25 protein-coding genes are annotated in these 26285 nt (G+C 68.3%); 17 read left to right on the forward strand and 8 right to left on the reverse strand.

The window, feature by feature from the left end; all coding sequences use genetic code 11:
- Nucleotides 1-83: 83 nt before the first annotated feature.
- The 5 genes from F5544_RS07045 (at nucleotide 84) to F5544_RS07065 (ending at nucleotide 5161) form a co-directional block, all read left to right on the forward strand.
- Complete coding sequence (locus F5544_RS07045; RefSeq protein ID WP_167472433.1) at nucleotides 84-1202, forward strand: Re/Si-specific NAD(P)(+) transhydrogenase subunit alpha; 1119 nt, start codon at nucleotides 84-86, stop codon at nucleotides 1200-1202.
- A complete protein-coding gene (locus tag F5544_RS07050; RefSeq protein WP_167472434.1) occupies nucleotides 1202-1501 on the forward strand; it encodes an NAD(P) transhydrogenase subunit alpha in 300 nt (99 codons plus the stop codon). Before F5544_RS07045 ends, F5544_RS07050 begins: the two co-directional genes overlap by 1 nt.
- Nucleotides 1501-2931, forward strand: a complete 1431-nt coding sequence (locus F5544_RS07055) for an NAD(P)(+) transhydrogenase (Re/Si-specific) subunit beta (protein ID WP_174867571.1) — start codon at nucleotides 1501-1503, stop codon at nucleotides 2929-2931. The genes F5544_RS07050 and F5544_RS07055 overlap by 1 nt, the downstream gene beginning before the upstream one ends.
- 169 nt (nucleotides 2932-3100) lie before the next feature.
- Nucleotides 3101-3943: an LppU/SCO3897 family protein gene (locus F5544_RS07060; protein ID WP_167472435.1), complete on the forward strand. Its 843-nt coding sequence runs from the start codon at nucleotides 3101-3103 to the stop codon at nucleotides 3941-3943.
- A gap of 42 nt (nucleotides 3944-3985) precedes the next feature.
- The gene (locus tag F5544_RS07065; protein ID WP_167472436.1) at nucleotides 3986-5161 is read left to right on the forward strand and encodes a DUF5925 domain-containing protein; all 1176 of its coding nucleotides are present in this window, start codon (nucleotides 3986-3988) and stop codon (nucleotides 5159-5161) included.
- A gap of 4 nt (nucleotides 5162-5165) precedes the next feature.
- Here F5544_RS07065 and F5544_RS07070 read toward each other — a convergent pair whose 3' ends face one another.
- Together F5544_RS07070 and F5544_RS07075 are read right to left on the reverse strand one after the other, a co-directional pair.
- A complete protein-coding gene (locus F5544_RS07070) occupies nucleotides 5166-6395 on the reverse strand; it encodes an MFS transporter (protein WP_238847127.1) in 1230 nt (409 codons plus the stop codon).
- Nucleotides 6396-6536: 141 nt separating this feature from the next.
- Nucleotides 6537-7385: an NAD(P)H-binding protein gene (locus F5544_RS07075; RefSeq protein WP_167472438.1), complete on the reverse strand. Its 849-nt coding sequence runs from the start codon at nucleotides 7383-7385 to the stop codon at nucleotides 6537-6539.
- An 81-nt stretch (nucleotides 7386-7466) separates the two neighbouring features.
- On the opposite strand from F5544_RS07075, the gene F5544_RS07080 reads away from it, so the two are divergent.
- Both F5544_RS07080 and F5544_RS07085 read left to right on the forward strand, forming a co-directional pair.
- Entirely contained in the window at nucleotides 7467-8414 is a 948-nt protein-coding gene (locus tag F5544_RS07080) for an AraC family transcriptional regulator (protein ID WP_167472439.1), read from the forward strand.
- 29 nt (nucleotides 8415-8443) lie between these two features.
- Nucleotides 8444-8836, forward strand: coding sequence for an acyl-CoA thioesterase (locus F5544_RS07085; protein WP_167479032.1), 393 nt, complete (start codon nucleotides 8444-8446; stop codon nucleotides 8834-8836).
- A 1-nt stretch (nucleotide 8837) separates the two neighbouring features.
- Here the strand turns inward: F5544_RS07085 and F5544_RS07090 are convergent, their stop codons facing one another.
- From F5544_RS07090 to pdhA, 4 genes are all read right to left on the reverse strand, one after another.
- On the reverse strand, nucleotides 8838-9233 hold the full coding sequence (locus tag F5544_RS07090) for a RidA family protein (RefSeq protein WP_167472440.1): 396 nt from the start codon (nucleotides 9231-9233) through the stop codon (nucleotides 8838-8840).
- A gap of 142 nt (nucleotides 9234-9375) precedes the next feature.
- Nucleotides 9376-10800: a dihydrolipoamide acetyltransferase family protein gene (locus tag F5544_RS07095; protein WP_167472441.1), complete on the reverse strand. Its 1425-nt coding sequence runs from the start codon at nucleotides 10798-10800 to the stop codon at nucleotides 9376-9378.
- Between the two features lie 17 nt (nucleotides 10801-10817).
- Nucleotides 10818-11801: an alpha-ketoacid dehydrogenase subunit beta gene (locus tag F5544_RS07100; protein ID WP_167472442.1), complete on the reverse strand. Its 984-nt coding sequence runs from the start codon at nucleotides 11799-11801 to the stop codon at nucleotides 10818-10820.
- Nucleotides 11802-12911, reverse strand: coding sequence for a pyruvate dehydrogenase (acetyl-transferring) E1 component subunit alpha (pdhA, locus tag F5544_RS07105; RefSeq protein WP_167479033.1), 1110 nt, complete (start codon nucleotides 12909-12911; stop codon nucleotides 11802-11804).
- 147 nt (nucleotides 12912-13058) lie between these two features.
- On the opposite strand from pdhA, the gene F5544_RS07110 reads away from it, so the two are divergent.
- From F5544_RS07110 to F5544_RS07120, 3 genes are all read left to right on the forward strand, one after another.
- The gene (locus F5544_RS07110) at nucleotides 13059-13571 is read left to right on the forward strand and encodes an Lrp/AsnC family transcriptional regulator (RefSeq protein ID WP_428847123.1); all 513 of its coding nucleotides are present in this window, start codon (nucleotides 13059-13061) and stop codon (nucleotides 13569-13571) included.
- Between the two features lie 83 nt (nucleotides 13572-13654).
- Complete coding sequence (locus F5544_RS07115; protein WP_167472443.1) at nucleotides 13655-14461, forward strand: SDR family oxidoreductase; 807 nt, start codon at nucleotides 13655-13657, stop codon at nucleotides 14459-14461.
- A 92-nt stretch (nucleotides 14462-14553) separates the two neighbouring features.
- Complete coding sequence (locus tag F5544_RS07120) at nucleotides 14554-15912, forward strand: nucleobase:cation symporter-2 family protein (protein WP_167472444.1); 1359 nt, start codon at nucleotides 14554-14556, stop codon at nucleotides 15910-15912.
- A 114-nt stretch (nucleotides 15913-16026) separates the two neighbouring features.
- Here the strand turns inward: F5544_RS07120 and F5544_RS07125 are convergent, their stop codons facing one another.
- Nucleotides 16027-17238, reverse strand: a complete 1212-nt coding sequence (locus F5544_RS07125; protein WP_167472445.1) for a benzoate/H(+) symporter BenE family transporter — start codon at nucleotides 17236-17238, stop codon at nucleotides 16027-16029.
- 192 nt (nucleotides 17239-17430) lie between these two features.
- On the opposite strand from F5544_RS07125, the gene F5544_RS07130 reads away from it, so the two are divergent.
- Nucleotides 17431-18255 (forward strand): sulfurtransferase, encoded by an 825-nt coding sequence (locus F5544_RS07130; RefSeq protein ID WP_428847124.1) that lies wholly within the window; start codon nucleotides 17431-17433, stop codon nucleotides 18253-18255.
- A 7-nt stretch (nucleotides 18256-18262) separates the two neighbouring features.
- On the opposite strand, the gene F5544_RS07135 is transcribed toward F5544_RS07130, so the two are convergent.
- Nucleotides 18263-18625: a hypothetical protein gene (locus F5544_RS07135; RefSeq protein ID WP_167472446.1), complete on the reverse strand. Its 363-nt coding sequence runs from the start codon at nucleotides 18623-18625 to the stop codon at nucleotides 18263-18265.
- A 352-nt stretch (nucleotides 18626-18977) separates the two neighbouring features.
- Between F5544_RS07135 and F5544_RS07140 the strand changes: the two genes are divergently transcribed.
- From F5544_RS07140 to aspS, 6 genes are all read left to right on the forward strand, one after another.
- Nucleotides 18978-21755 (forward strand): DEAD/DEAH box helicase, encoded by a 2778-nt coding sequence (locus F5544_RS07140; RefSeq protein ID WP_167472447.1) that lies wholly within the window; start codon nucleotides 18978-18980, stop codon nucleotides 21753-21755.
- Nucleotides 21752-22534: an SWIM zinc finger family protein gene (locus F5544_RS07145; RefSeq protein ID WP_238847129.1), complete on the forward strand. Its 783-nt coding sequence runs from the start codon at nucleotides 21752-21754 to the stop codon at nucleotides 22532-22534. Before F5544_RS07140 ends, F5544_RS07145 begins: the two co-directional genes overlap by 4 nt.
- Nucleotides 22535-22549: 15 nt before the next feature.
- Nucleotides 22550-23323 (forward strand): helical backbone metal receptor, encoded by a 774-nt coding sequence (locus tag F5544_RS07150; RefSeq protein ID WP_167472448.1) that lies wholly within the window; start codon nucleotides 22550-22552, stop codon nucleotides 23321-23323.
- 107 nt (nucleotides 23324-23430) lie between these two features.
- On the forward strand, nucleotides 23431-24330 hold the full coding sequence (locus F5544_RS07155; protein WP_275107017.1) for a sigma-70 family RNA polymerase sigma factor: 900 nt from the start codon (nucleotides 23431-23433) through the stop codon (nucleotides 24328-24330).
- On the forward strand, nucleotides 24327-24749 hold the full coding sequence (locus F5544_RS07160; protein ID WP_167472450.1) for a DoxX family protein: 423 nt from the start codon (nucleotides 24327-24329) through the stop codon (nucleotides 24747-24749). Before F5544_RS07155 ends, F5544_RS07160 begins: the two co-directional genes overlap by 4 nt.
- A gap of 166 nt (nucleotides 24750-24915) precedes the next feature.
- Complete coding sequence (aspS, locus tag F5544_RS07165; RefSeq protein WP_238847130.1) at nucleotides 24916-26205, forward strand: aspartate--tRNA(Asn) ligase; 1290 nt, start codon at nucleotides 24916-24918, stop codon at nucleotides 26203-26205.
- Nucleotides 26206-26285: the final 80 nt, after the last annotated feature.

Genomic DNA, 26285 nt, shown 5'->3' on the forward strand with positions numbered 1-26285 from the left:
GACACAGCGCAGTCGGCGAACAGTAGATCGCCCCGGCCGTCTATCGGTGGCTCGAAACTCAGCACGAGAAGGAAGTCAGACAAGTGGAGGCAACGCAGAGCGTAGGCGATTCGTCGCCGCGTGGCGCGCGTGTCGGAGTTGTTCGCGAGTCGAACGCGGGCGAACGACGTGTCGCATTGGTACCGAAGATCATTCCGAGTCTGGTCAAGCACGGTGTGGATGTGGTGATCGAGCCCGGCGCCGGCCTCGGCGCGCTCATCCCCGACGACGCCTACGTCGCGGCGGGCGCGACCATCGGCGATCCATGGTCGGCCGACGTCGTCGTCAAGGTCGCGCCGCCCAACGACGCGGAGGTGGCCAAGCTGGCGGCCGGACAGACCCTCATCGGCTTCCTGGCCCCGCGCAATGCCGACAACCAGATCGCGAAACTGAAATCCGCTGGGGTGCAAGCCTTCGCGGTGGAGGCGATCCCGCGCATCTCGCGCGCCCAGGTGATGGACGCGCTCTCCTCACAGGCCAATGTCGCGGGCTATAAGGCCGTGCTGCTCGCCGCATCCGAATCGACCCGCTTCTTCCCGATGCTCACCACCGCCGCGGGCACCGTCAAACCCGCGACCGTGCTCGTGCTCGGCGTCGGCGTGGCCGGACTGCAGGCGCTGGCCACCGCGAAGCGGCTCGGCGGGCGCACCACCGGCTACGACGTGCGCCCCGAGGTCGCCGATCAGGTGCGCTCGGTCGGCGCGCAGTGGCTCGACCTCGGCATCGACGCCGCCGGTGAGGGCGGCTACGCCCGCGAGCTCACCGACGACGAAAAGGCAAGGCAGCAGCAGGCTTTGGAGGACGCGATCAAGGGCTTCGACGTGGTGATCACCACCGCGCTGGTGCCGGGTCGCCCCGCGCCGCGCCTGGTCACCGCCGCGGCCGTCGAGGGGATGAAGCCCGGCAGCGTGATCGTCGACCTGGCCGGCGAGACCGGCGGCAACTGCGAACTCACCGAACCCGGCAAAACCGTTGTCAAGCACGAGGTCACCATCGCCTCACCGCTGAACCTGCCGGCCACCATGCCCGAACACGCCAGCGAGCTGTACTCGAAAAACATTGCGGCACTGCTGGAACTGATGCTGGTGGACGGAAAACTGGCCCCGGACTTCAGCGATCAGGTGCTGGCGGATTCGTGCGTCACCCGTGAGGTGGAAAAGTAATGTACACAGAACTTCTCGCGAATATCGCGATCCTGGTGCTGTCCGGGTTCGTCGGATTCGCCGTGATCTCCAAGGTGCCCAACACCTTGCACACCCCGCTGATGTCGGGCACCAACGCCATTCACGGCATCGTCGTGCTCGGCGCGCTGGTCACGCTCGGCAATGTCAAGGATCCGTCGATCCTCACCCAGATCATCCTGTTCATCGCCGTCGTGTTCGGAACCCTCAACGTGATCGGCGGTTTCGTGGTCACCGACCGCATGCTCGGCATGTTCAAGAGCAAGAAGGCGGCCAAGTGATGCACACCTTCGACAATGTGACCTACCTGGTCAACGGGCTATATATCGTCGCGTTCGCGCTGTTCATCTACGGCCTGATGGGCCTGACCGGTCCGAAGACCGCGGTGCGCGGCAACCTGATCGCCGCGGCGGGCATGGTGATCGCCGTTGTGGCGACGCTGATTTCGGTGCGGCACACCTCGAACTGGATCCTGATCATCGCGGGCGTCGTCGTCGGCGTACTGCTCGGCGTTCCGCCCGCCAAGTTCACCAAGATGACCGCGATGCCGCAGCTGGTGGCCGCGTTCAACGGTGTCGGCGGCGGCACCGTCGCGCTCATCGCCTGGTCGGAATTCATCAATTCCCAAGGCTTTTCGCACTTCGACGAGCAGCCGACGGTGCATATCGTCATCGGGTCGCTGTTCGCGGCGATCATCGGTTCGGTGTCGTTCTGGGGTTCGCTGATCGCCTTCGGCAAACTGCAGGAGATCCTGCCCGGCCGCCCGATCGGCATCGGGAAACTGCAGCAGCCGCTGAACCTGCTGCTGTTCGCGGGCGCCGTCGCGGCCGCGGTGGTGATCGGGGTCGGCGCCACCAAAGATGGTGTGTCCCAATTGTGGATGATCGCGGTGCTGGTGCTGGCCGGTGTGCTCGGGCTGATGGTGGTGCTGCCGATCGGCGGCGCCGATATGCCCGTGGTGATCTCGCTGCTCAACGCGTTGACCGGATTGTCGGCCGCCGCGGCGGGTCTGGCGCTGAACAACACCGCGATGATCGTCGCGGGCATGATCGTCGGCGCGTCCGGTTCGATCCTGACCAACCTGATGGCCAAGGCGATGAACCGGTCCATCCCGGCCATCGTCGCGGGCGGCTTCGGCGGTGGCGGTGTCGCCGTCGGCGGCGCGGGCGGTGAGCAGAAGCAGGCCAAGGCCACCTCCGCGGCCGACGCCGCGATCCAGATGGCCTACGCGAACCAGGTGATCGTCGTCCCCGGCTACGGCATGGCGGTGGCGCAGGCCCAGCACGCGGTGAAGGAGATGGCCGCGCTGCTCGAGGCCAAGGGCGTCGAGGTCAAATACGCCATCCACCCGGTCGCGGGCCGCATGCCCGGCCATATGAACGTGCTGCTGGCCGAGGCCGAGGTGTCCTATGACGCGCTCAAGGAAATGGACGACATCAACGGCGAATTCGCCCGCACCGATGTGGCCCTGGTGATCGGCGCGAACGATGTCACCAATCCGGCGGCCCGCGAGGACAGCTCCAGCCCGATCTACGGCATGCCGGTGCTGAACGTGGACCAGGCCAAGAGCGTCATCGTGCTCAAGCGATCCATGAACAGCGGCTTCGCCGGAATCGACAACCCGCTGTTCTACGCCGACCACACCTCGATGCTGTTCGGCGACGCCAAGAAATCGGTGGGTGCGGTCACCGAGGAACTGAAGGCGCTGTAAAACCGGCGACGGCCCGCCATTTCGCTTCGATGCGGAACGGCGGGCCGTCTCACTGAGTGGGCAGTACGGGGCCGCCGGACAACTCGGGGATTGCATTCGGCTAGATTCTGCGTGGAGGTCGCCGGTCGAGAGGTACGACCGGATTTTCTCGGACCCGGGGAGGGATCAGATGACCACACCACCGAACTATCCGAATTCCGGTCAGCCGCAGCCAGGTTGGGGCCAGCAGCCGGGATATCCGCCCGCCACACCGGGATACGGCCCGCCGCAACCCGAATCAGGCGCGCAGCTTGGTAATCCGGGGGGATATCCGCCCGCGCCGGGACAGCAGGCTCCCGCGGGAGGCTATCCACAGGGCGGATATCCGCCGCCCCCGTCGGGCGGCTACCAGCAGGGTGGCTTCCCGCCGCCGAATCAGCCTGGGCAGCAGGGGTTCCCGGGCCAGCAGCCGGGCGTTCCCGGCGTGCCGCCCGTCCCGTATTCGCCCACGCCGCCGCAGTCCGGCGGCAAATCGGCGCTCAAGATCGTGATCGCGCTCGTGGTGCTGGTGGTGGTCGGTGGCGGGCTGTTCGGCGCCAGTCGGCTGCTGCGCTCGGATCCACAGAAGATCAATGTCGGCCAGTGCGCGAAACTATCCGGAACCACCTACAAACCGGAGTTCGCGACCAAGGACTGCGGTGACGCCGAGGCGAATTACGTGGTGGCACAGCGGATCGACAAATCCGACGCCGATTGCGCGACCAAGGACTACGCCAGCTACTACGAAACCGGCAAGGGCAACCATTACACGCTGTGCCTGCGCCTGAACGTCAAACAGGGCGACTGCGTCAAGACGTCGACACTCGGTGCGAGCACCAAGGTGGCCTGCACCTCCTCGGCCGACTTCAAGATCGGCCGGATAGTCACCGGTCAGGCGACGCCGAGCGCCTGCGGCAGTGATTACACCGAACGGGAGACGATCGTCTATCCGAAACCCGATCCGATGACGCTGTGCCTGGTCGAGCCGAAGTGACGCCGTAAATTCGGTGGACAGCGGGCGGGCCCCGGGATGATCATGGTCGGGGTGTCTGCACGAAATGAGCCGCTGCGGCTGATCGGTTCCGAAACACCCGCCCAGGGATCGTCGCCGGAGCCCGCCGCCGCGACCCGGCTTCCGTGGTCCGCCGCCATCGATTCCTCCTACACCACGCGGGATGCGCTGGACGCGCTCGCGCTGGCACCGTTCCTGCGTGGCGATCAGCCCTACGCGCGGACGATGCATTTGGAACGGGTCCGCTCGGACGCCACACTGCGTCCGGGCGGCGCCCGTGTGGTGCGGGCCGCCGAGGAGGACAACACCGGCGCCGTGCTCTCGGCCGGACCCGGCTGGACCCTGCGCTCGGTGCGCTGGTCCGGCGGTTCGGCCATGCTCGAAATCACGGCGGAGAGCGACGATCTCGCGCGTTCGGTGCTCGCCGAGGCGATCCGGGACGCCACCGAGACAACCGCGGCCACCGAAACCGTCGACATGGGTTTCTGGCATATGGACGTGCGCGGTTCGCGCCGCCGCGGCAGGGTGGTCTCCACTCCCGAATGGCCGGAGATCCGGGGCAATTACTCGGGCGCCGTCGCGGCGGCGATGGATCGGCTGATGGCGTTGACGGCGGCCGAGGTCACCGGCAGGCTCATCCTGCTGCACGGCCCGCCGGGCACCGGCAAGACCACCGCGCTGCGCGCACTCGCCCGCGCGTGGGCGTCCTGGTGTCAATTCGACTGCGTGCTCGACCCGGAGGTGCTGTTCACCAACCCCGGCTATCTCATGGAGGTGGCGGCGGGCGTCGACGCGGACGGCGAACACGGCCAGCGCTGGCGGCTGCTGGTGCTGGAGGACTGCGACGAGCTGATCCGCGGTGAAGCGAAAGAGACTGCGGGGCAGGGCCTTTCGCGTCTGCTCAACCTCACCGACGGCATACTCGGCCAGGGCCGCGACGTGCTGGTCGCGATCACCACCAACGAGGATCTGTCCCGGCTGCATCCGGCCGTCATCCGCCCCGGGCGCTGCCTCGCGCAGATCGAGGTCGGCCGCCTGTCGCCCGCGGAGGCCGCCGCCTGGCTGGACCGGGCGGGTGCGCCGCGCCTCGACACCGTCGAATACGGTGCGACCCTTGCCGAATTGGTCGCGCACCGCGACGGTGAGGCGCGGATTCGTTCCGTCGCAAGCGATCCCGCGAGCCCAGGTATGTATCTGTAGCCGATTACCGCTGTGGCGCAACGGCATCGGCGAGGAGGAAGCACAGCAGAACCGCGACCAGCGGCACCGTCATCGCGATGGTCAGCGGTACGAGAAGGGTGAACCAGCCGATCAGCGCCGGTCCCGCCAGCAGGCCGAAATAGCCGAGGCCGAAGACCCGCGACATATCGGTGGCCGCCGTCCGCGAGCCCAGATTGCCCGCGGCGGTGAAGATCTGCGGGACGACACCGGACAGGCCGAACCCGGCCATGGTCCAGCCGAGCAGCGTCAGCGGGATCCACAGCGATCCGATGATCAACGCGAAACCCGCTGCCGCCATGGCCGTTCCGTAGCGGACCACCGCGACCCGGCCGAATGCGCCGCTGATCCGGTCGGTGGCGAACCGGCCGATGGTCATGGTGACCGAGAACGCGCCGAAAGCCAGTGCGGCGGTGGCATCGTCGGCGTTCAGGTGGTCGCGCATGTGCAGGGTGCTCCAGTCGTTGGCGACGCCCTCGGCGAGCAGCACCCCGAACGCGATCCCGGCCAGCGCGAGCACCTTTCGGATGCGTGCGGCTCCTGGCATCGGCGTGGAATCGCGGTGCGGCGCATCGCGATCGGCCGGTCCCGAATCCGCTCGGAAACCGGTATGCGAATCGGCCGGATCCGCGTCGGTCGGCTGAGTATCGCGGAGCAATCGGGGAACAAGGGCCGTCGTCAGCAGGATTCCCGCACCGGCCGCGATGGACAGGGTCAGGCGGGCGTCCCAGCCCGCGCGCAGCGTCGCCGCACCCAACAGCGAACCGAGCAGGCCGCCGCCGGAGAACAGCGCGTGGAACGCCGCCATGATCGGGCGTCCGTACGCGCGTTCCACGTGCACCGCTTGGGTATTCATCGACACGTCCAGCGCGCCGTTGCCGAATCCGAAGCAGGACAGGGCGATCGCGAGGGTCAACGGGCTGTCGGCGAGTCCGGGGCCGAGCACGGCGACCGACGTGACGGTCGCGGCGGCGGCGACCAGCGTCCGGCTGCCGAACCGGTCGGCCAGCGGCCCCGCGACCCGCATCCCGACGATGGCCGCACCCGCCATCAACAGGATGAAGCTGCCGAGGGTGGCGGGATCGACGCCGGTGCGGTCGGTGATCACCGGAATGTGCACGACCCACATCGCCATCAGAAAGCCGTTGAGCGTGAAGACCGTGAACACCGCACCGCGCGCGACGCGGGTGGGCCGATCCAGCGTTGTGGCAGACACCAATCGACGGTACATATGATCGCCTGCCGCCGCATCGAGCGACCGCGGGACCGGTGCCGAGGCGTCGTCGACCCGGCAGTGACCCGGTTGAATGGACCCCCTCGTCGCGGTCCAATCCCGCGGCACCTTCTTTCCAACTCCCTACTGCTCCTGAATATTCCATACTCCGGTCGCCGCGACGCCCTTCACGTAGTCGGCGAAATCTCTTGGCGCCCTTCCCAACGCACGCTGGACGCCATCGGCGGGCGCGGAATTCCTGCCGTCGAGCACGGTGGCGAACAGGTAGTCCAGCAGGCTCACCACGTCGGCGGGCACCTGGTATTCGGTCAGCGCCGCAACGAAATCCGTGCGCGAGATCGGGATGAAGGCGATCTCCCGGCCCGTGGCGGCCGCGATCTCGGCCACCGCCTCGGCGAAGGTCAGCGCGCGCGGCCCGGTGAGCTCGTAAACCTGTCCGGTGTGGCCGTTCTCGGTGAGCGCGGCGACCGCGACATCGGCGATATCGTCGGCGTCGACGAACGGTTCCGGCACATCGCCGTTCGGCACCGCGAATTCGCCTGCCAGCACGTAGTCGACGAAGGCGCCCTCGCTGAAATTCTGCGCGAACCAGGCGCAGCGCACGATGGTCCATTCGAGACCCGAATCCCGCACGATCCCCTCGCAGACGGCGGCTTCCGGCTCGCCGCGACCGGACAGCAGCACCACCCGGCGCACCCCGGCCACTTTGGCCGCGGCGGTGAACGCGCGAATGGTGTCCGGCGCGGTCGGCACCGCGATATCGGGTTGGTACGCGAGGTAGACGGCGGTGACTCCGGTGAGCGCCCGGGTCCAGGTGGTGCGGTCCTCCCAGTCGAACGGGATATCGGCCTTACGCGACCCGATCCGGACGGCGCGGCCCATGTCGGTGAGCCGGGCGGCGACGCGGCTGCCGGTCTTGCCGGTGCCGCCGGTGACGAGGACGAGGGGCTGGTTTGCGGTGTTTTTTGTCATGCCTCGAGTACACCGGTGCGCGCGTCGACAAAACATCGTCGAACGACTCGCGATCATTCGTAATCGTCTACCGTGGATCGGGTGGATGCGCTCGCCAGTCTCCTCGAAGGTCCACGTGCCCGCGGTGCGTTCGTGATGTGTTCGCTGCTGGATCCGCCGTGGTCGCTGCGGGTGCGCGACGAGGCGCCGCTGACCATCGTCGCGGTGGTGCGCGGCGGCGGGTGGATCGTCACCGACGACGGTGCGCCCCGGCAGGTCGGCGCCGGCGATGTCGCGATATTCCGCGGTCCGGACCACTACACGATGGCCGACGACCCGGCGACCGAGCCGCAGATCTTCGTCGAGCCGGGCAATGTCACCAAAACTCCGGACGGCGAAATCGTCTGCGAGACACTGAGTCTCGGCCTGCGCCAATGGGGGACCAACCCGGACGGCAAGACCGTGCTGGTCACCGGGACCTACGAGTCGGCGGGTGCGGCGAGCCAGCGCCTGTTGCGCGCGCTGCCGCCGCTTATCGTGTTGCAGCGCAGCGATTTCGACGCCAGGCTGCTGGAATTGCTTGTCGACGAGGCGGTTCGGGACGAGCCCGCGCAGAGTGTCGTGCTCGACCGCCTGCTCGATCTGGTGCTCATCGCCGCGCTGCGCGCCTGGTTCGCCCGCAACGACGCGCCCGCCTGGTACCACGCCTACGGTGATCCGTTGGTCGGCCGGGCGCTGCGGCTGCTGCAGCACAATCCGGCGCACGGCTGGACGGTCGGGGGCCTCGCCTCGGCCGTCGGGGTGTCCAGGGCCGCGCTGGCCAAACGATTCACCGATCTGGTCGGCGAACCGCCGATGTCCTTCCTCACCGAATGGCGGCTCGCGCTGGCGGCCGACCTGCTGCAGGAAAGCGATTCGACGGTTGAGTCGATCGCCAGGCAGGTCGGCTACGGCAGCGCGTTCGCGTTGAGCACCGCGTTCAAACGGCACTTCGGGGTGAGCCCGCGCGATCACCGGCACGGGGTGACTGGGCTATCGTCGGCCGGGTGACGCAGCAGCAATATCCGGTGCTCTGGCCGATGCCGACCCGTTGGTCGGACAACGACCACTACGGTCACGTGAACAACGTGACGTATTACTCGTATTTCGATACCGCGGTCAATGGTTGGCTGATGCAGGCCACCGGCCGCGATATCCGCGAACTGCCCGCGCTCGGCGTCGTCGCCCAGACCTCCTGCCAGTTCCTCGGCTCGCTGAGCTTCCCGGACCAGCTGCGGGTCGGCCTGCGTATCTCCCGGCTCGGCCGCTCCAGCATCACCTATGATCTGGCGATCTTCCGCGACACCAACGGTTCGCTGGAGCTGGCCGCCACCGGCACCTTCGTCCACGTCTACGTGGATGCCGAAACCCGCAAACCCGTGGAGATTCCGGAGATCATCCGCACCGCCGCGGCCGCACTGGTCACCGACTAGATCAGCTGCCCAGCTGGGCGATCACATCGATCTCGATCTGCCAATCGGGCTGCGCCAGGCCCGCGACCTGCAGCAGGGTATCGGCGGGGTAGGGCTCGCTGAAGAATTCGCGCCGCAGCTTGATGATCGTTTCCAGGTTGCTCATATCGGTGACCATGATGGTCGCCTTCACCACATCGGCCAGCGTGGCGCCCGCCTGGGCCAGCACGGCCTCGATATTCGCGAACGCCTGCCGCGCCTGCGCCTCGAATCCGCCCGGTACCGTGGCGCCGCTCGCTTCGATCCCCGCCTGTCCGGACAGGAACAGCAGGTTGCCGCTGCGGATGCCCTGCGAGATCGCGTAGGGCTCGTAGTAGTCCTGCTCGATGGTGATGCGTTGGGCCGTATCGAGACTCATGACAGCTCCCGTATTCGCTCGAAGATTGCTTGACGAACGTAGCTGTGCCCGAGCGAAAGTCGCGTCCACCTTTGGTAGGACCGGTCCGCGCGGACACATCACCGGCCAACATCCCCGCGCCGCCGATCCATTCCCGGTCGGTTCAGACGCGGCTGAGCAGAGTCAGCGGATCCTCCAGCAAACCCGCCGTCGTCGCGAGGAAGCGGGCGGCCAATTCGCCGTCGATGAGGCGGTGGTCGAAGCTCAGGGTCAGCGTCGTCACCCAGCGGATGGCCAGCTCATCGCGATAGACCCAGGGCTGCTTGCGAATCGCGCCCAGGCAGAGAATGGCCGCCTCGCCCGGATTCACCAGCGGGATGCCGGTGTCGACGCCGAATACCCCGACATTGCTGATGGTGAACGTGCCGCCGCGCAGGTCGGTCGGGGTCGCGGCGCCGGAGCGCGCGGTGTCGACCAACCAGCCGATCTCCCGGCACAGGTCGCGCAGGTTGAGTGCCTGTGCCTCTTTGATATTCGGCACCAGCAGGCCGCGATCGGCCGCGACGGCGATGCCGAGGTTCACGTAGTGCTTGGTGACGATCTGCTGATTCTGTTCGTCCCAGTACGCGTTGATGCCGGGAAACTCGGCGATGGCCGCGAGCACCGATTTGGCAACCAGCGCAAGGGGTGTCAGCGTCAGCTCGGCGAAAGCCTTTGTGCTGCGCAGGTGATCGATCAATTCCATCGAGCCGGTGACGTCGACGGTGACCGCGGTGGCCGCCTGCGGGATGGTGCGGGCGCTGGCGATCATGGCGGCGGCGGTGCGCTTGCGGACGCCGGCGATCGGTGTGCGTTCCTCGCGAGCCGCCGGACGGACGACGCCGGAACCGGATTGGGTCCGCTGCGGCGGCGGCGCGGTGGGCGCGGCCTGCGGGGCCGGGACGCGCGGCTGCGAAACCGGTACGGCCCCACGGACATCCTCGACGGTGACCGCGCCGTCCGGACCCGAGCCCGCCACATACCAGAGGTCGATACCTAGCTCGCGGGCGAGCTTGCGGGCGGCGGGCGTCGCCGCCGCACGATAGGCCTCCGGTGAATGTGTCTGGGCGGCAGTGTTATTCGCCGAATCCTCGGTTGTGGCCCGGTCCTCGACCGGCATTACGGTGCCATTGCTGACCTGCGCGCCGTTCGCGACCGGTCCGTCCTCGGTCGTCCGGCCCGGTCGCCGACGCCGACGAGACGCGGCCTCGGGTTCGGGCCCATAGCCCACCAGTACCGCACTTCGCTGCTGCTCGGAGCCCGAATCGGTGGTAGGTTCCGCATCGCTGGCCACCCGGATCAGCGGCGCGCCCACCAGCACCGTCGCCCCCGGCTCGGCCAGCAATTCGACGACTCGCCCGGCGAACGGCGACGGCAGCGCGACCACCGCCTTGGCCGTCTCCACCTCGGCGATGGTCTGATTCAGTTCGACGGTGTCGCCGACCGCGACCGCCCATGACACCAGCTCGGCATCGGTGAGCCCCTCGCCGAGATCCGGCAGCCGGAATTCCAGGATATTCGAATTCTGTTGCTGCGCAGTGTCTTCCACGTGGCAAACCCTTCGGGTCAGGCGGCGAGCGAGCGATCGAGCGCGGCCAGGATACGGTCGGGATCGGGCAGGTGATGCTTTTCCAGTTTGGACGGCGGGTAGGGGATGGCGAATCCGCCCACCCGCAATACCGGCGCTTCCAGATGGTAGAAGCAGCGTTCGGTGATGCGGGCGGCGATCTCCGCGCCCAGCCCGGCGAATACCGGCGCCTCGTGCGCGACGATCAATCGCCCGGTCTTGCGCACCGACTCCTCGATGGTGTCGAAATCGATCGGGGAAAGGCTGCGCAGATCGATCACCTCGAGCGAATTGCCCTCCTCGGCGGCGATTTTCGCGGCAGTCAGCGCCGACGCGACGGTGCCGCCGTACGCGACGACCGTGGCGTCGGTGCCGGTCGCGCAGACGCGGGCCTGCTCCAGTGTCAGCTCGCCGCCCGCGTCGAGCGCCGCGAAATCGACATCGGCCTTGTCCCGGTAGCGGCGCTTGGGTTCGAAGAAGATCACCGGATCGTCGAGCGAAATCGACTGGCGGATCATCAGATACGCGTCGGCCGGATTGCTCGGGCTGACCACCCGCAGCCCCGCGGTATGCGCGAAGTACGCCTCCGGTGATTCGGAATGGTGCTCCACCGAACCGATTCCGCCGCCGAACGGGATGCGGATCGTCAGCGGCGCGATGACCTTGCCCTGGGTGCGGTAGTGGATCTTGGCCACATGCGAGACGATCTGGTCGAAGGCCGGATACACGAACCCGTCGAACTGGATCTCGCACACCGGCCGGTAGCCGCGCAGCGCCATCCCGAAAGCCGTTCCGACAATGCCGGATTCGGCCAGCGGGGTATCGATCACGCGGTTGTTCCCGAAATCCTTCTGCAGTGTGTCGGTCACGCGGAAGACGCCGCCGAGCTTTCCGATGTCTTCGCCCATCAACAGCACCTTGGGATCGTCCTCCAAGGCCCGGCGCATGCCGGTGTTGAGCGCGCCCGCGAAGGTGGTGATCATTTACGGGACTCCTTCCGTTCGCGCGGTCGACTCGCCGGGATCGCCGGCCAAGTACGCCGCGTAGTCCCGCCGCTCTTCGGTGACAAGCGTGTGCGGGGTGGCATAGACATGTTCGAACAGTTCCATCGGATCCGGATCGAGCGTCTCGATGGTCGTGCGGCGCACCAGCGCGCCGATCTCGTCGGCGTGCGCCCGCACCCGGGCCTCGAACTCCTCGTCCAGATATCCCTCGCGGTCGAGCAGGCGGCGCAGCCGATCGATCGGATCGCGGCGCGCCCATTCCTCCAGCTCGGCGGCGGTGCGGTAGCGGGTCGGGTCGTCGGCGGTGGTGTGCGGGCCCATCCGGTAGGTGATGGCCTCGATGAACGACGGCCCGCCGCCGCTGCGCGCCCGCTCGATCGCCTGCCTGGTGACCGCGAGCACGGCGAGCGCGTCATTGCCGTCGACCTGGACGCCCGGAATCCCGTACCCGTAGGCGCGCCGCACGATCGGGGTCTGGCTCTGCACCCGCACCGGTTCGCTGATCGCCCACTGGTTGTTCTGGCACAGGAATACGACCGGCGCGCTCCACGCGGATGCGAAGCCGAGCGCCTCGGCGATATCGCCCTGGCTGCTGGCGCCGTCACCGAAGTACGTGAGCACGGCGATCTCCGCGCCGTCCAGATGCGCCGCGTAGGCGTAACCCGTCGCGTGCAGGCCCTGCGAGCCGACGATGATGTTCGGGTTGGTCATATTGATCGCATTCGGATCCCAGCACGAGTGCGCGACGCCGCGCCAGAGCCTGGTGATCGATGCGGGATCGGCGCCGCGGCAATAGGCTACGGCCGCCTCGCGATAACTGCAGAACACGTAGTCGTCCGGATGCAGAGCGTGTGCCGAGCCCACCTGGGTGGCCTCCTGTCCTAGGAGCGGCGCCCACAGGCCGAGCTGGCCCTGGCGCTGCAGCGCGGTGCCCTCGGCATCGATGCGCCGCGCGACCACCATGTCCTCATATAGTCGGCGCAGCTGCTCCGGGCCGACGTCGGCTACCAGCGCGGCATTCTCCCGGTCGAGCACGCGGCGGCCGTCCGGCTGTATCAATTGGACCGGGTAGATGGGCTTTTCCGGCATCATCGACCGCCTCCTCGCCACGGGGCCGAACGCACATGTGTCCTATACCACACAGCTTCCACGAGAATGCGCTCTGCGCAAGTGATCGACACACGCATGAGCAGAATGCCCAATTTCGACCGCATCCATGGTGTCATACTGCGTCGTATGAGCAGTCGAGAATCCGTCGACATGACACTGGACGCGACCGACGCACGCCTGTTGCTGGAACTGGTCGCGAACCCCAGGGCCACCGGTGTAGAACTGGCCGCCCGGCTCGGGCTTTCGCGCAATACCGTGCAGGCCAGGCTGGCGCGGTGGGAGGCGGGCGGGGTGCTCGGCAGCTTCGAACGACGGGTGCGGCCGCGGGCGCTCGGCTATCCGCTGTCGGCGTTCGTCGCGGTGGTCGTCGATCAGCATCAGCTGGATTCGGTGGTGGACGAGCTCGCCGAGGTGCCGGAGGTGACCGAGGTCTGCGGCATGACCGGGCTCACCGATCTCACCGTCCGGGTGGTCGCCCAGGACGCCGACGACCTGTATCGGATCGCCGGGCAGATCCTGAAGATCCCTGGCGTCGAACGCACCAATATGGCGCTGGTGATGCGCGAGTTGGTCGGCCCGCGCACCGCACCGCTGCTGCACCGGCTGGCCCGCTCGCATCGCGCTACCGAATCCTCTTGACCGGCAATAAGTTCCGGGACGGTCGCGGTGCCGTTTCGGCAACGGCCCTGGGCCGCGGGTGCGCCGCGCACTAGGGTGCGGGAATGGAGATTTCGGGCAAGGTTGCCATTGTCACGGGTGCCGGGGCGGGGATCGGGGCGGCGCTGGCGCGGCGGCTCGTCGCCGACGGGGCCCGGGTGGTCGTCGCGGATATCGCCGGGGAGGCCGCGGCACAGGTTGCGGCGTCGATCGGGGACGGTGCGATCGCGGCGGCGGGCGATGCCGCAGACGCGGCGGCGATCCACTCGCTGATCGTGCGGGCCGAGGCCGAATTCGGGCCGGTGGACCTGTATTTCGCGAATGCGGGCATCGGCGGTGGCGCCGGGCTGAACAGCACCGACGAGCAGTGGGCCGCCGCGTTCGAGGTCAATGTCATGGCCCATGTGCGGGCCGCGCGGCTGCTGATGCCCGGGTGGCTGCGGCGCGGCAGCGGGTATTTCGTATCGACCGCGTCGGCGGCCGGACTGCTCACCCAGCTCGGGTCCGCGCCGTATTCGGTATCCAAGCACGCGGCTGTCGGATTCGCGGAATGGTTGTCGGTGACATACGGCGACAAGGGAATTCGAGTCAGCTGCGTATGCCCGATGGGTGTCGATACCCAACTGCTGCACGGTGGGCTGGTGCCGGCCGAGGATGCGGCCGAGGCGGAACTGGCGATCAAGGCGGTGACGACGGCGGGCGAGGTGCTCACCCCGGATCAGGTCGCCGAGGTGATCGTCGCGGGGCTCGCGGCCGAACACTTCCTGATCCTGCCGCATCCGGAGGTGCTGAAGATGTACCGCCACAAGGGATCCGACTACGACCGCTGGCTCGGCGGCATGCGGCGGTTCCAGAGCGCGCTCGGCGGCTGAGCCCGGCGCTCGGGCGGGTGATATATCTCCCACGTCACCTGGCCGAAACACGGGACACGCTTCCCGTAAAGAACGGGGGCTAGTTCTTGAGCATGGCAGTAGCGCATCCCGTCGATACCCGGTTGCCGTTCGCGCGGCAGCTGGTGTTCGGCATCCAGCACGTTTTGATCATGTACACCGGCTGTGTCACGGTGCCGCTGGTATTCGGCGCCGCGGCCGGGCTGGACCGGGCCACCGTCGGGTTGCTGGTGAGCGCCGACCTGCTGGTCGCCGGGCTGGTGACGCTGGTACAGAGCGTCGGCATCGGCAAACTGGCCGGGGTGCGGCTGCCGATCGTCTGCGGTGCCACCTTCGTCGGGTTGAACCCGATGATCCTCATCGCCAAGGAGTACGGGCTCGACGCGGTGTACGGATCGATGCTGGCGGGCGGTGTCGTCGGAATCGCGCTGGCCTGGCCGTTCGCCAAGGTGGTTCGCTTCTTTCCGCCGCTGGTCACCGGGACCGTGCTCACCGTTGTCGGGATCTCACTTATCGGCGTCGCGGGCGGTTTGATCGTCGGCTCCGACCCGAAAGCGGAATCCTTTGCCGTGCCTGGGAATATCGGCCTGGCCGCGGTGGTGGTCGCGATCGCCGTCGGATTCATCTGCCTCGGGCGCGGGGTGTGGTCGCAGCTCGGCGTGCTGATCGCGCTGCTGGTCGGCATCCTGATCGCAGTGCCGATGGGTTTGCTGCACGATTCGGGTTCCGATGCGGCGTGGGTCGGGTTGCCACGGCCATTCCATTTCGGCGCACCGCATTTCCCGGTGACCGCGGTCGTCGCGATGAGCATCGTGATGGCGGTGGCGTTCGCGGAGTCGACGGCGAGCATGCTCGCGGTCAGCGAGATCACCGGAAAGCCCTTGCGTGACGCGGATTTGGCGCGCGGCCTGATCGGCGACGGCCTGTCCGGTGTGCTCGGCGGCGTATTCACCGCGTTCATCGACACGATTTTCAACCAGAACGTCGGCTCGGTGGCGGCCACCCGGGTGTTCAGCCGGTATGTCACCGCGACGAGCGGGGTGATCCTGGTAATCCTCGGTGTGCTACCGCGTTTCGGCGCGCTGGTGGCCGCGGTGCCGAGCCCGGTGATCGGCGGCGTCGGGCTGGTGCTGTTCGCGACCGTCACCGTGGTCGGCGTCGACACCCTGCGCCGCGCCGAACTTTCGGACCGGGTCAACGCCACCATCGTCGCGGTCGCCGTCGGCATCGGATTGCTGCCGGTAATGGTGCCCGGCATGTTCGCGAAATTCCCCACCGCCGCCCAGATCCTGTTGACCAGCGGCGTAACACTCGGAGCGGCAACGGCTTTCACGTTGAACCTGCTGCTCAACCACACCCGGTTGGGCGCATTCGCACGCGGCACGAAGCCCTCCGAGCCGAGCGCTGTTCCGCCAGCACGAGTTCACGCATAGCAATCGGCTTCTCGCGCGGGCCATTGCCTGAGATGATCCGACCCGTCACCCCGGCGGAAGCCGGGACCGAGGGCGGGTGATCCCGGCCTCCGCGAGAGTGACGGGCCGCCGGAATCATTCGCGCCGGGCCAACAGCCGGTGCGCGACCAGCCCGACCAACAATGCCCAAAATGCCGCTCCGACACCGAGGAATCCGACGCCGGATGCCGCGATGACGAAGGTGAGCACCCCGGCCTCGCGATGCTCCTCCGCGCGCAGCGCACCGGTCAGCGCGGCCGCGAGCGTGCCCAACAGGGCAAGTCCGGCAACGGTTTCCAGCGTTCCGGCCGGGGCCGCGGCGATCAGCGCGACCAAGGCCGCCGAGCCGAATGCGAGCCCGAGATAGACGCCGCCCGCCGTAAACGCCGCGATCCAGCGGCGTTTCGGATCCGGGTGGGCCGACGGCGCGGCGGACAGGGCGGCGCTGATCGCGGCCAGATTGATCGCATGCCCGCCCGCGGGCGCGCCGACGACGGTGCCGATCCCGGTGACGGTCATCGCCGCCCGCCACGGCACCTGGTAGCCGAACGAGCCCATCACCGCGACGCCGGGAATGTTCTGCGAGGCCATCGTCACGATGTAGAGCGGCACCGCGACGCCGATCAGCGCCTGCCAATTCCATTGCGGTGCGGTCAATTCCACGGTCGGCATCATGGCGGCGAAGTCCAGGCGCCGATGCTGGACCACGATGGCGACACCCGCGCCGACGGCCGCGGTGGCGAACGCCGCGATGATCGCCCACCGCTTGGCGAAGCGCTGCAACACCAGCCACACCGCGATCACCGGAAGTACGACCGCCGGGCTGCTCGGCACCGCCTTCACCGGCGCGAGGCACAGCGGCAGCAGCACCCCGGCGAGCATGGCCTGTGCGATCTCCACCGGAATCGCGGCGACCAGATTGCCGATGCGCTGCCACACCCCGGTGATGACGATCAGAACGCCGGTGATCGCGAACGCGCCGACCGCGGCGGGCCAGCCGCCGGTGACGGCGCCGGTACTCGCCAGCAGTGCGGCGCCCGGTGTCGACCAGGCCAGCGTGATCGGGATCCGGTAGCGGTAGCTCAGCAGCATCATCCCGACGGCCTGGGTGACGCACACCGCGAGCAGTCCCGACGCCGCCTGCGCCGGCGTCGCCCCCGCCGTCGTCAAACCCTTGAGCACCACCGCGAACGCGCTGATGAACCCGACGAGCGCGGTGACGATGCCGGCCGCGATCGGCTGTCCGAGCCCGGTGGGCCGATCGGGCGCCGTGGCTGGGATCCGTGGCCGCGAGAAAACGTTCACCATTGTGCGGATGATTCCTGCCGTGCGATGGGTGCGTCGGTAGCCAGTACTCCGAAACTGGTCTGACTTTCGCGCATCCCGTACACCCGCGCCACCTGGACCATTCCCGATGGTGAACGGGGTAACGCGAGTCGGCGTCGCCTGGGTGCGTAGGGTGGTCCGCATTGACGCGAGCCGGAAATTCGTCGAGTAGGAGTGACGTTGAGCGGGGTGCTGATCTCACCGGAGGAGCTGCGGGAAGCGCTGGCGGACAAGCGAGTTCGCCTACTGGATGTGCGCTGGTTGCTGGGCGACCCGGACGGTCCGCAGCATTATCTGGACGGGCACATCCCCGGCGCGGTCTTCGTCGACATGGAGACCGAACTCGCCGCGCCCGCGTCACCGGCCAGGGGTAGGCATCCGCTGCCGGAGATCGGCCAGCTGGAGAAGTGCGCGCGCAGTTGGGGTATCAAGGCGGGTGATTCCGTCGTCGCCTATGACGCCAACGGCGGTCTGGCCGCCGCGCGCGCCTGGTGGCTGCTGCGCTGGGGCGGGCTCGCCGACGTGCGCATCCTCGACGGCGGGCTGCCCGCCTGGACCGCGGCGGGCGGCGAGCTGGCCAGCGGCGCCGAACCGGATCCCGAGGCGGGCGATGTCGTGCTCACACCCGGTCATCTGCCGGTCATCGATGCCGATACGGCCTCCCGCTGGCCGGGTGTGTTGCTCGACGCGCGGGCCGGTGAGCGCTACCGCGGCGAGACCGAGCCGATCGATCCGCGCGCGGGCCACATCCCCGGCGCGGTGAGCGCGCCGACCGCCGAAAACCTGGATCCGTCCGGCCGGTTCCGCGGCGTGGACGAATTGCGGGACCGTTTCAAGGATTTGGGCGCGGGCCCGGTCGCGGTGTACTGCGGCTCCGGCGTCACCGCCGCGCATCAGATCGCGGCGCTCGCCATGGTCGGGGTCGAGGCCGCGCTGTATCCGGGTTCCTGGTCGCAGTGGTCGAACGATCCGAAGCGGCCGGTGGCCACCGGGGCCTGACCGGCGCTCACAGCCAGGCGCGGGCCAGGAGTTCGTCGTCGGCGAGGTCGTGCACCCTGGGCGGGAAATGGGTCGCCGCGATGGATTCGGTATGGACTCCGTCGTGCCCGATCAGCCATGCGCCGCCGCGTTCCTCGCATTCGGCGATTTTCGCGAAGGTGGTGAGCAGGAAGGTGATCGCCTCGCGCGGGTCTACGGTGCGGGCCAGGCGCTGGGATTCGCCGGGGCGGGACAGGTCGAGCCAGACGCCGCACTGTCCGTCGAGGCGCATTCCGACGATCTTGTCGGCATTGACGAAGGTGAATTTTCGCCGCTCCCACGGTGTGGTCGGCGTTAAGCTCTGCTCGAGTACCTGGAGCAGAATCGTCATGCTGCTGCCCTCCGCTTTTCGGGGTTGCCGGCTAGCTGCGATGAATATGCGATGACCAGCGGATATTCCAGTATGTTCCCAAAACGGTGCAGTTGGGTAGAGGTGCGGCCGTCTCGGCTGCGCCGGAGTGTCCCGGTTGCTGGCCCGTCCTTGCTCGCGCGGTCGGAGCCGCCGGGTCGCGGCGGCGGAATGGATCCGGAAAACCGCCGCTGAGCTGGGATGCAGCCCGGAGACTGTCCGTTGCCCGCGGTCATCTTGTCCGATTTCCGCCGCTTTGGGTGATTCCAGGGCCATTGCGTCGGGCGGCCGGGTGCCGCGGGGCGATGTCGGCGTCGCCTGCTTTGATGGCCTGATGCTGCACGGTCTGTGGTCGCCTGGATCCGGGTTGCTGCTGTGGACCGAGGATCCGGCCGCCGCAGTGCCCGGTCCGTTGGGCGGTGTGCTGGCCAAATCGAAATTCCGGCATCGAGCCCGAGTTCTGCTCGACGGACAGACGCGCGAAGTGCCCGCGCACGCGCTCGCGCCGATGGCGGCCGCCACGGCGCTGCGCCAGCGGCTGCCCGCCGGGTCGATATCCGGTGACCTGCGGTTTCTCGGTCATGTGGCACAGGGTGTCGAGCGGTGGGCCCGCGCGGGCCGGGTGGCGCCGGATCTGCGGCGCGAGGACGGGCAGTGGTGGGCCCGCTGGCGGCTGGTCGGCGGCCGCGCGCAGCGGGCCTGGCTGGCCGAGCTGGTCGCGACCATGCCGCCCGCGCTCCAGGTGGCGGGCAGGCCGGGCGCGCTGCTCGACGATCTGGTGACCGAACTCGCCGATCCGATCGTGCGGGAACTGCTCGACCCCGCGGCGGCGACGCACCCGTTGCTCGCCGGGCTGGTCGGCGACACCCCGATCGATGGCGGCAGCCATCAGGTGGCCGCGGTGCTCGGGCGCTGGCGGGACAGCCTCACCGGCGACGAACCGGATCTGGTGCTGCGCCTGCTCGAACCCGACGGCGATGCCGACGATTCGGTGGCGCTCTGGCGGCTGGAGGTATGCCTGCGCGAGTCCGGTGATGCGCCGACTCCCGTTGCGCTGCAAGGTGATCAGGCGCTGGTCCGGATCGCGGTCGATAAACTGGGCGCGGCGCAGCGGGCATACCCACGGCTGCGCGATCTGCCGAGCGATCCGCAATCGCTCGACCTGCTGCTGCCCACCGAGGTGGTCGCCGATCTGGTCGCGCACGGCGTCCATGCCCTGCAGTCGGCCGGAATTCCGCTGCTGCTGCCGCGCGCATGGAATATCACCGAACCGGCCATGCGGTTGCGGGTGGAAAGTGTGCCCGCGGCGGAGAGCACGGTCGGCATGCGCGAATTGGTTTCGTATCACTGGGAACTCGCGCTCGGCGGCACCGTGCTGACCAGGGCGGAGATGGAACGGCTTGTGCGGGCCAAATCGAATCTGGTGCAGCTGCGCGGCGAATGGGTGCAGGCCGATCACAAGATCCTGGCCGCGGCCGCCCGGTTCGTCGCGGCGCATATCGATCCGACCACCGCCGAATTGGATCAGATGTTCGTCGAGCTGGCGAACAACCGCATCGAACAGGTGCCGATCACCGAGGTGACGGCGACCGGTTGGGTGGCCCAGATACTCGACAGGTCAAGGAATCTCGAGCCGATGACGGCCCCCGCCGGACTACAGGCCGAACTGCGCCCGTATCAGGAACGCGGCCTGGCTTGGCTGGCCACCATGAGCAGGATGGGTCTCGGCGCCATCCTCGCCGACGATATGGGTCTCGGCAAGACGGTGCAGGTGCTGGCCCTGCTGGTGCACGAACGCGAAGCGGCGCAACGACTTTCGCCGGGGCCGACGCTGCTGGTCTGCCCTATGTCGGTGGTCGGCAACTGGCAGCGGGAGACGGCGCGATTCGCACCGGAGCTGCGGGTGCTGGTGCATCACGGCACCGGCAGGCTCAGCGGCGCCGAATTCGATGCCGCGGTGGCCGATTCGGATCTGGTCGTCACCACGTACTCGCTGCTCGCCCGCGACGTCGAGGAACTGAAGCGGCCGGAATGGGCCCGGGTCGTACTGGACGAGGCACAGCACATCAAGAACTCGGCCACCAGGCAGGCCAAGGCGGCGCGCGTGCTGCGGGCGCGACATCGGTTGGCGCTCACCGGAACTCCGGTGGAGAACCGGCTGGAGGAGCTGCGGTCCATCCTGGATTTCGCGATGCCGTCGCTGCTCGGCAGCCCGCAGTCCTTCCGCGCCCGCTTCGCCGTGCCGATCGAACGCGAACGCGATCAGAACGCCATTTCGCGCCTGCGCTACGTCACCCAGCCGTTCGTATTGCGAAGGGTGAAAACCGATCCCGCCGTCATCACCGACCTGCCGGAGAAGCTGGAGATGACGGTGCGCGCCAACCTGACCGTCGAACAGGCGGCGCTGTATCAGGCCGTCGTCGACGACATGATGGCGAAGATCAAGGACGCCAAGGGTATGGCGCGCAAGGGTGCGGTGCTCGGCGCGCTCACCCGGCTGAAGCAGGTGTGCAACCATCCCGCGCATTTCCTCGCCGACGGTTCCGGGGTGCTGCACCGCGGCGCGCACCGCTCGGGCAAGCTCGCCCTGGTCGACGACGTGCTGGAGGCGGTGCTCGCCGATGGCGAGAAGGCCTTGCTGTTCACCCAGTTCCGTGAGTTCGGCGAGTTGATCGCGCCGTATCTGTCCGAGCGTTTCGGTACGGCGCTGCCCTTCCTGCACGGCGGTGTGCCCAAGCAGCGACGGGACCGGATGGTGGCCGGGTTCCAGTCCGCGGACGGGCCGCCGCTGATGTTGTTGTCGCTCAAGGCCGGTGGTACCGGACTGAACCTGACTGCCGCGAACCACGTTGTGCACCTTGACCGCTGGTGGAATCCTGCGGTGGAGAACCAGGCCACCGACCGCGCCTTCCGCATCGGCCAGACGCGCAACGTGCAGGTGCGCAAGCTGGTCTGTGTCGACACCATCGAGGAGCGGATCGATGAAATGATCACCGGTAAACGGCAACTCGCCGATCTGGCCGTCGGGACCGGCGAGAACTGGATCACCGAATTCGACGACGACGAGCTGCTGCGGCTGTTCACCCTCGGCGCGGAGGCGGTGGGCGATTGAGTCCGGCCGATCGCGGTATCTACATCGATTACAGCCAGTTCGGGAAGCGGCGGCCGGTGCGCGGCGGGGTCGAGGCGCGCAGCCGCCGCGGCGGGTTCGGGCGCACCTGGTGGGGTAAGGCGCTGATCGAGGCCGTCGAGGCGATGGCGCAACCGGGCAGGCTGGCGCGCGGGCGCAGCTATGCCAGGTCGGGGCAGGTGATCGACTACCGAATCGAGCCGGGCGCGGTCACCGCGGAGGTTCAGGGCAGCCAACCGCGCCCGTTCACCGCCGTATTCACCGTGCGGCCGCTGCGGGCGGAGGAGGTGGAGCTGATCATCGACACCATTCGTGGCGCGCCGGGCATGCTCGCCGAGATCGCCTCCGGTGCACTGCCGACCGGGCTCGGCCCGCTGCTGCTGCCGACCACCGCCGCCGATCTGGATTTCGGCTGCACCTGTCCGGATCCGGGCTGGCCGTGCAAGCATGTGGCCGCCGTCTGCTACATCCTGGCCGAACGGCTCGACGAGCGGCCGCGGGAGATCCTGACCCTGCGCGGCCTCGACCTCGATGCGCTCATCAGCGGTATCGAACGCGAGCCGACGCCGTTGGACTCGGCCGATCCGTATGGCGACGAGCTGGTGCTTCCCGATCTGCCGAAGCTCGAATTCCGTTCGGCCATAGACGATCTGGATCCCCTGCAGCTGCGCAAGGCGCTGCGGATGACGGCGCCGGACGAGGATACGGTGGCCCGCGGCCTGCGTGAGCTCCGCGCGCTGTACGAGCAACTGGACCGCTGAGGTACGTTCACGGCTATGGACGGCCAATATCGGGCGCCGGACGATCTCGGAGCGCGCGTCGCGCTCGCGCGGCCGGTGCGGCGCGTCGTCTCCCTGGTGCCGTCGCTGACCGAGGCGGTGGCGGTGAGCTGTCCCGGCCTGCTGGTCGCGGCGACCGAATGGTGTACCCACCCCGCAGGCCTCGACGTCGAACGGGTGCGCGGCACCAAGAATCCGAATGTGCGCCGGATCGTCGAACTCGCGCCGGACCTGGTGCTGTGCAACCAGGAGGAGAACCGCCGGATCGATGTCGAACGCCTGCGTGCCGCCGGAATCCCGGTCTGGGTCACCAGGATCGAGACATTGGACGATGCGTTCGCCTCGCTGCGGCGGCTGTTCGCCGTCGCGCTCGGCGCCGCCCTGCCCGATTGGCTGCTGGAATCCGAAAAGTCGTGGGCCGCAGCACCTTTGGAGCCGCCGCGCCATGCGGTGATTCCCATCTGGCGCAATCCCTGGATGGTGGTGGGCCGCAACACATTTACCGGCGATCTGGCCCGTCGACTCGGTCTGCGCCTGGTACACGCCGACCGGCCCGGCCGCTATCCGCGGGTGACCGCCGACGAGCTGGTCGCGGGCGTGGAGCTGGCCGTATTACCCGACGAGCCATATGTATTCACCGAAAGCGACGGGCCGGACGCCTTTCCCGGCATACCCGTCGCGCTGGTCGAGGGCCGCGCGCTGACCTGGTACGGCCCGTCGCTGGCCACCGCCCGCGACACCCTCATCGAACGGATCCACCAGGCGCACTGAGTGGATCCGGCAGGGCGCGCCGGGGTCGCGGGTTCGCCTGTCATATCGACGCCGTTCCATTCGTCATCCATATGGGGGACAAACAAAGGCGAGGGTTGGAGGGCCAGGTGGACGCGTACGAAGACCTGTTCACACAGTTCCGGCCGCGGCTGCGGGCGATGGCCTATCGGATGCTCGGTTCGCCGAGCGAGGCGGATGACGCGGTGCAGGAGGCGTGGCTGCGTTGGCGGCGCGCCGATACCGCGTCGGTCGACAACCTGGGCGGCTGGCTGACCACCGTGGTCGGCCGGGTGTGCCTGGATATGTTGCGGGCGCGGCGGTCGCGGCGCGAGGATCCGGTCGGCATCGCCGTCCCCGAGCCGGTCGGCGAGCATCCGATGACACCGGAAGAGGAAGCGGTGCTTGCCGATTCGGTGGGGTTGGCGCTGCTGGTCGTGCTGGATACGCTCGCGCCCGCCGAGCGGCTCGCCTTCGTACTGCACGACCTGTTCGACCTGCCGTATGCCGAGATCGGCCCGATCGTCGGCCGGTCGCCGAATGCGGCGGCGCAGCTGGCGGCCCGCGCCCGCCGCCGGGTGCGTGGGGGCGATACGGGCGATCTGACCGCGATCGGCGCGCAGCGGCGCGTGGTCGACCGCTTCCTCGACGCGGCCCGCGGCGGCGATCTCGCCGGGCTCATCGAGGTGTTGGACCCGGACGTCGAGGTGCGCGCCGACGCGACGGCCGCGCCCACCGGAACACCCACGGTGCTGCGCGGACGCGATGCGGTCGCACCGGCCGCGCGGGTATTCGGCGGCCGGGTCGCTCGATTCACCCGGCTCGCCCTCGTCGACGGCGCGGTCGGCGCGATCGTCGCGCCCCGGGGGCGGCTCGCGACGGTGCTCGCGTTCCAGCTCGCGGGGGACCGGATCGCCGAAATCGACATCATCGCCGACCCGGATCGACTGCGCGCGATCGACCTCGCCGTCCTCGAATCCGATTGGGACACAATGGAAGAACCGACATGAACATTCGACTTATCGGCTATTGGGCCGCGACTGCGCTCGTCGCGGCCGAACTCGCACTCGGCGGCGAATGGGATATTCAGCGAATCCCGTCCGTGACCGGCATTACCGACCACCTCGGCTATCCGACGTATTTCCTGGTGCTGCTGGGTGTTTGGAAGTTGCTCGGCGCGGCCGCGCTGCTGGCGCCCCGCTTTCCGCTGGTCAAGGAATGGGCCTACGCCGGAACGGTTTTCGTGTACACCGGCGCGATCGTTTCCCATCTGACCAGGGGTTACGCCCTGTCCGAGCTGTGGTTCCTCGTGCCGATGCTCGTGTTGACCGGCATGTCCTGGCTGCTGCGCCCGCCGAACCGCCGCTTGACGTCGGGTCGGCCGAACGCGCCGGAAAAGGTCGCGACAGTGGCGGCGGCGCGGGGTTAGCATCGGGGTCGCGGCGCCGACGAGCGTGACGAACTCCGAGCCGCGGCGGCCGGTCACCGTGCCCAACGACCATTCGAGGCGGCGGATTTCGTCGCGAAGGTGTGGTGGCACCGCGACCTACCCGATCGCCCACACCTCCCGGGGACAGCGAACCAGGAGGTGAAAGATGATGTCGCGCACCCTTTGCGCGGAATTGCCCGCCGCTGCGGGCAGACCGGTGACGTTGGCGGGCTGGATCCATCGGCGCAGACAACTGGCGGCGGTGACGTTCGTCGTCATCCGGGACCGCACCGGGCAGTCGCAGGTCGTGGTGACCGATCCGGCTGTGCGCGAACAGGTTTCGGCTCTGCCGGAGGAGACCGCGGTGCGGGTGACCGGGACGGCGCTCGCGAACCCCAAGGCGCCGGGCGGCGTCGAGGTGGTCGAGCCGTCGATTCACCCGCTGTGTGCGCCCGCCCGGCAACAACCGGTCGATCTGTGGCGGCCGACCCTGCGGGCCACCCTGCCGACGGTGCTCGACCATGCCGGGCTCACCTGGCGGCACCCGGGAAGGCAGGCCGTGTGGCGTATCGCCGCCGCCTCGCTGGCCGGATTCCGGGAGCACCTGGACGGCAACGGCTTCACCGAGGTCGCGACGCCGAAGATCGTCGGGCAATCCACCGAATCCGGTGCGAACGTCTTCCCGCTCGACTATTTCGGCTCCACCGCCTATCTCGCGCAGTCGCCGCAGCTGTACAAGCAGATGCTGGTCGGTGTCTTCGAGCGGGTGTACGAGATCGGTCCGGTATTCCGGGCCGAGCCGCACGACACGGCCCGCCATCTCGCCCAATACACCTCGCTCGACGCCGAATTCGGCTTCGTCACCGACCACCGGGACGTCATCGAGCTGCTGCGCGGCACGCTGGCCGCGATGGTCGAGCGGATCGCGGAACGGGCGGGCGCGTCGGTGGAAATGCTGGGCGCGCGGTTACCCGTTGTGCCGGAACGGATTCCGGTGCTGCACTTCCGTGCGGCACTCGAATTGGTCGGCGCCGCACCGGACGAGCCGGACCTCGCCCCGGAACACGAGCGCTTCCTCGGCGAATGGGCGAAGACCACCCATGATTCGGATTTCCTTGCGGTGGAAGGCTATCCGGCGGTGAAGCGGCCCTTCTACACCCACCCGCAACCGGACGACCCGCGCTGGACCAACTCGTTCGACCTGCTGTTCCGCGGCCTGGAACTGGTGACGGGCGGCCAGCGACTGCACAACCACGCCGACTACCTGGCCGCGCTCACCGCCCGCGGCCAGGACCCGGCGGATTACGGGCCGTACCTGGCGGCGATGGAATACGGGATGCCGCCGCACGGCGGTTTCGCGCTGGGTCTCGAGCGCTGGGTCGCCAGACTGCTGGAAATCGAAAACATCCGCTACACAACTCTTTTCCCGCGCGACCTACACCGCCTCCAGCCGTGAGGCAAGCCATTGCGGACCGCAGCCGGTTCCGGCGCCGGACCGGCCGAGGATCGGGCCAGCCTGGTCCTCGGTGCTGGGCC

The sequence above is a fragment of the Nocardia arthritidis genome (assembly GCF_011801145.1).
In the GTDB taxonomy this organism is placed as follows: Bacteria; Actinomycetota; Actinomycetes; order Mycobacteriales; family Mycobacteriaceae; genus Nocardia; species Nocardia arthritidis_A.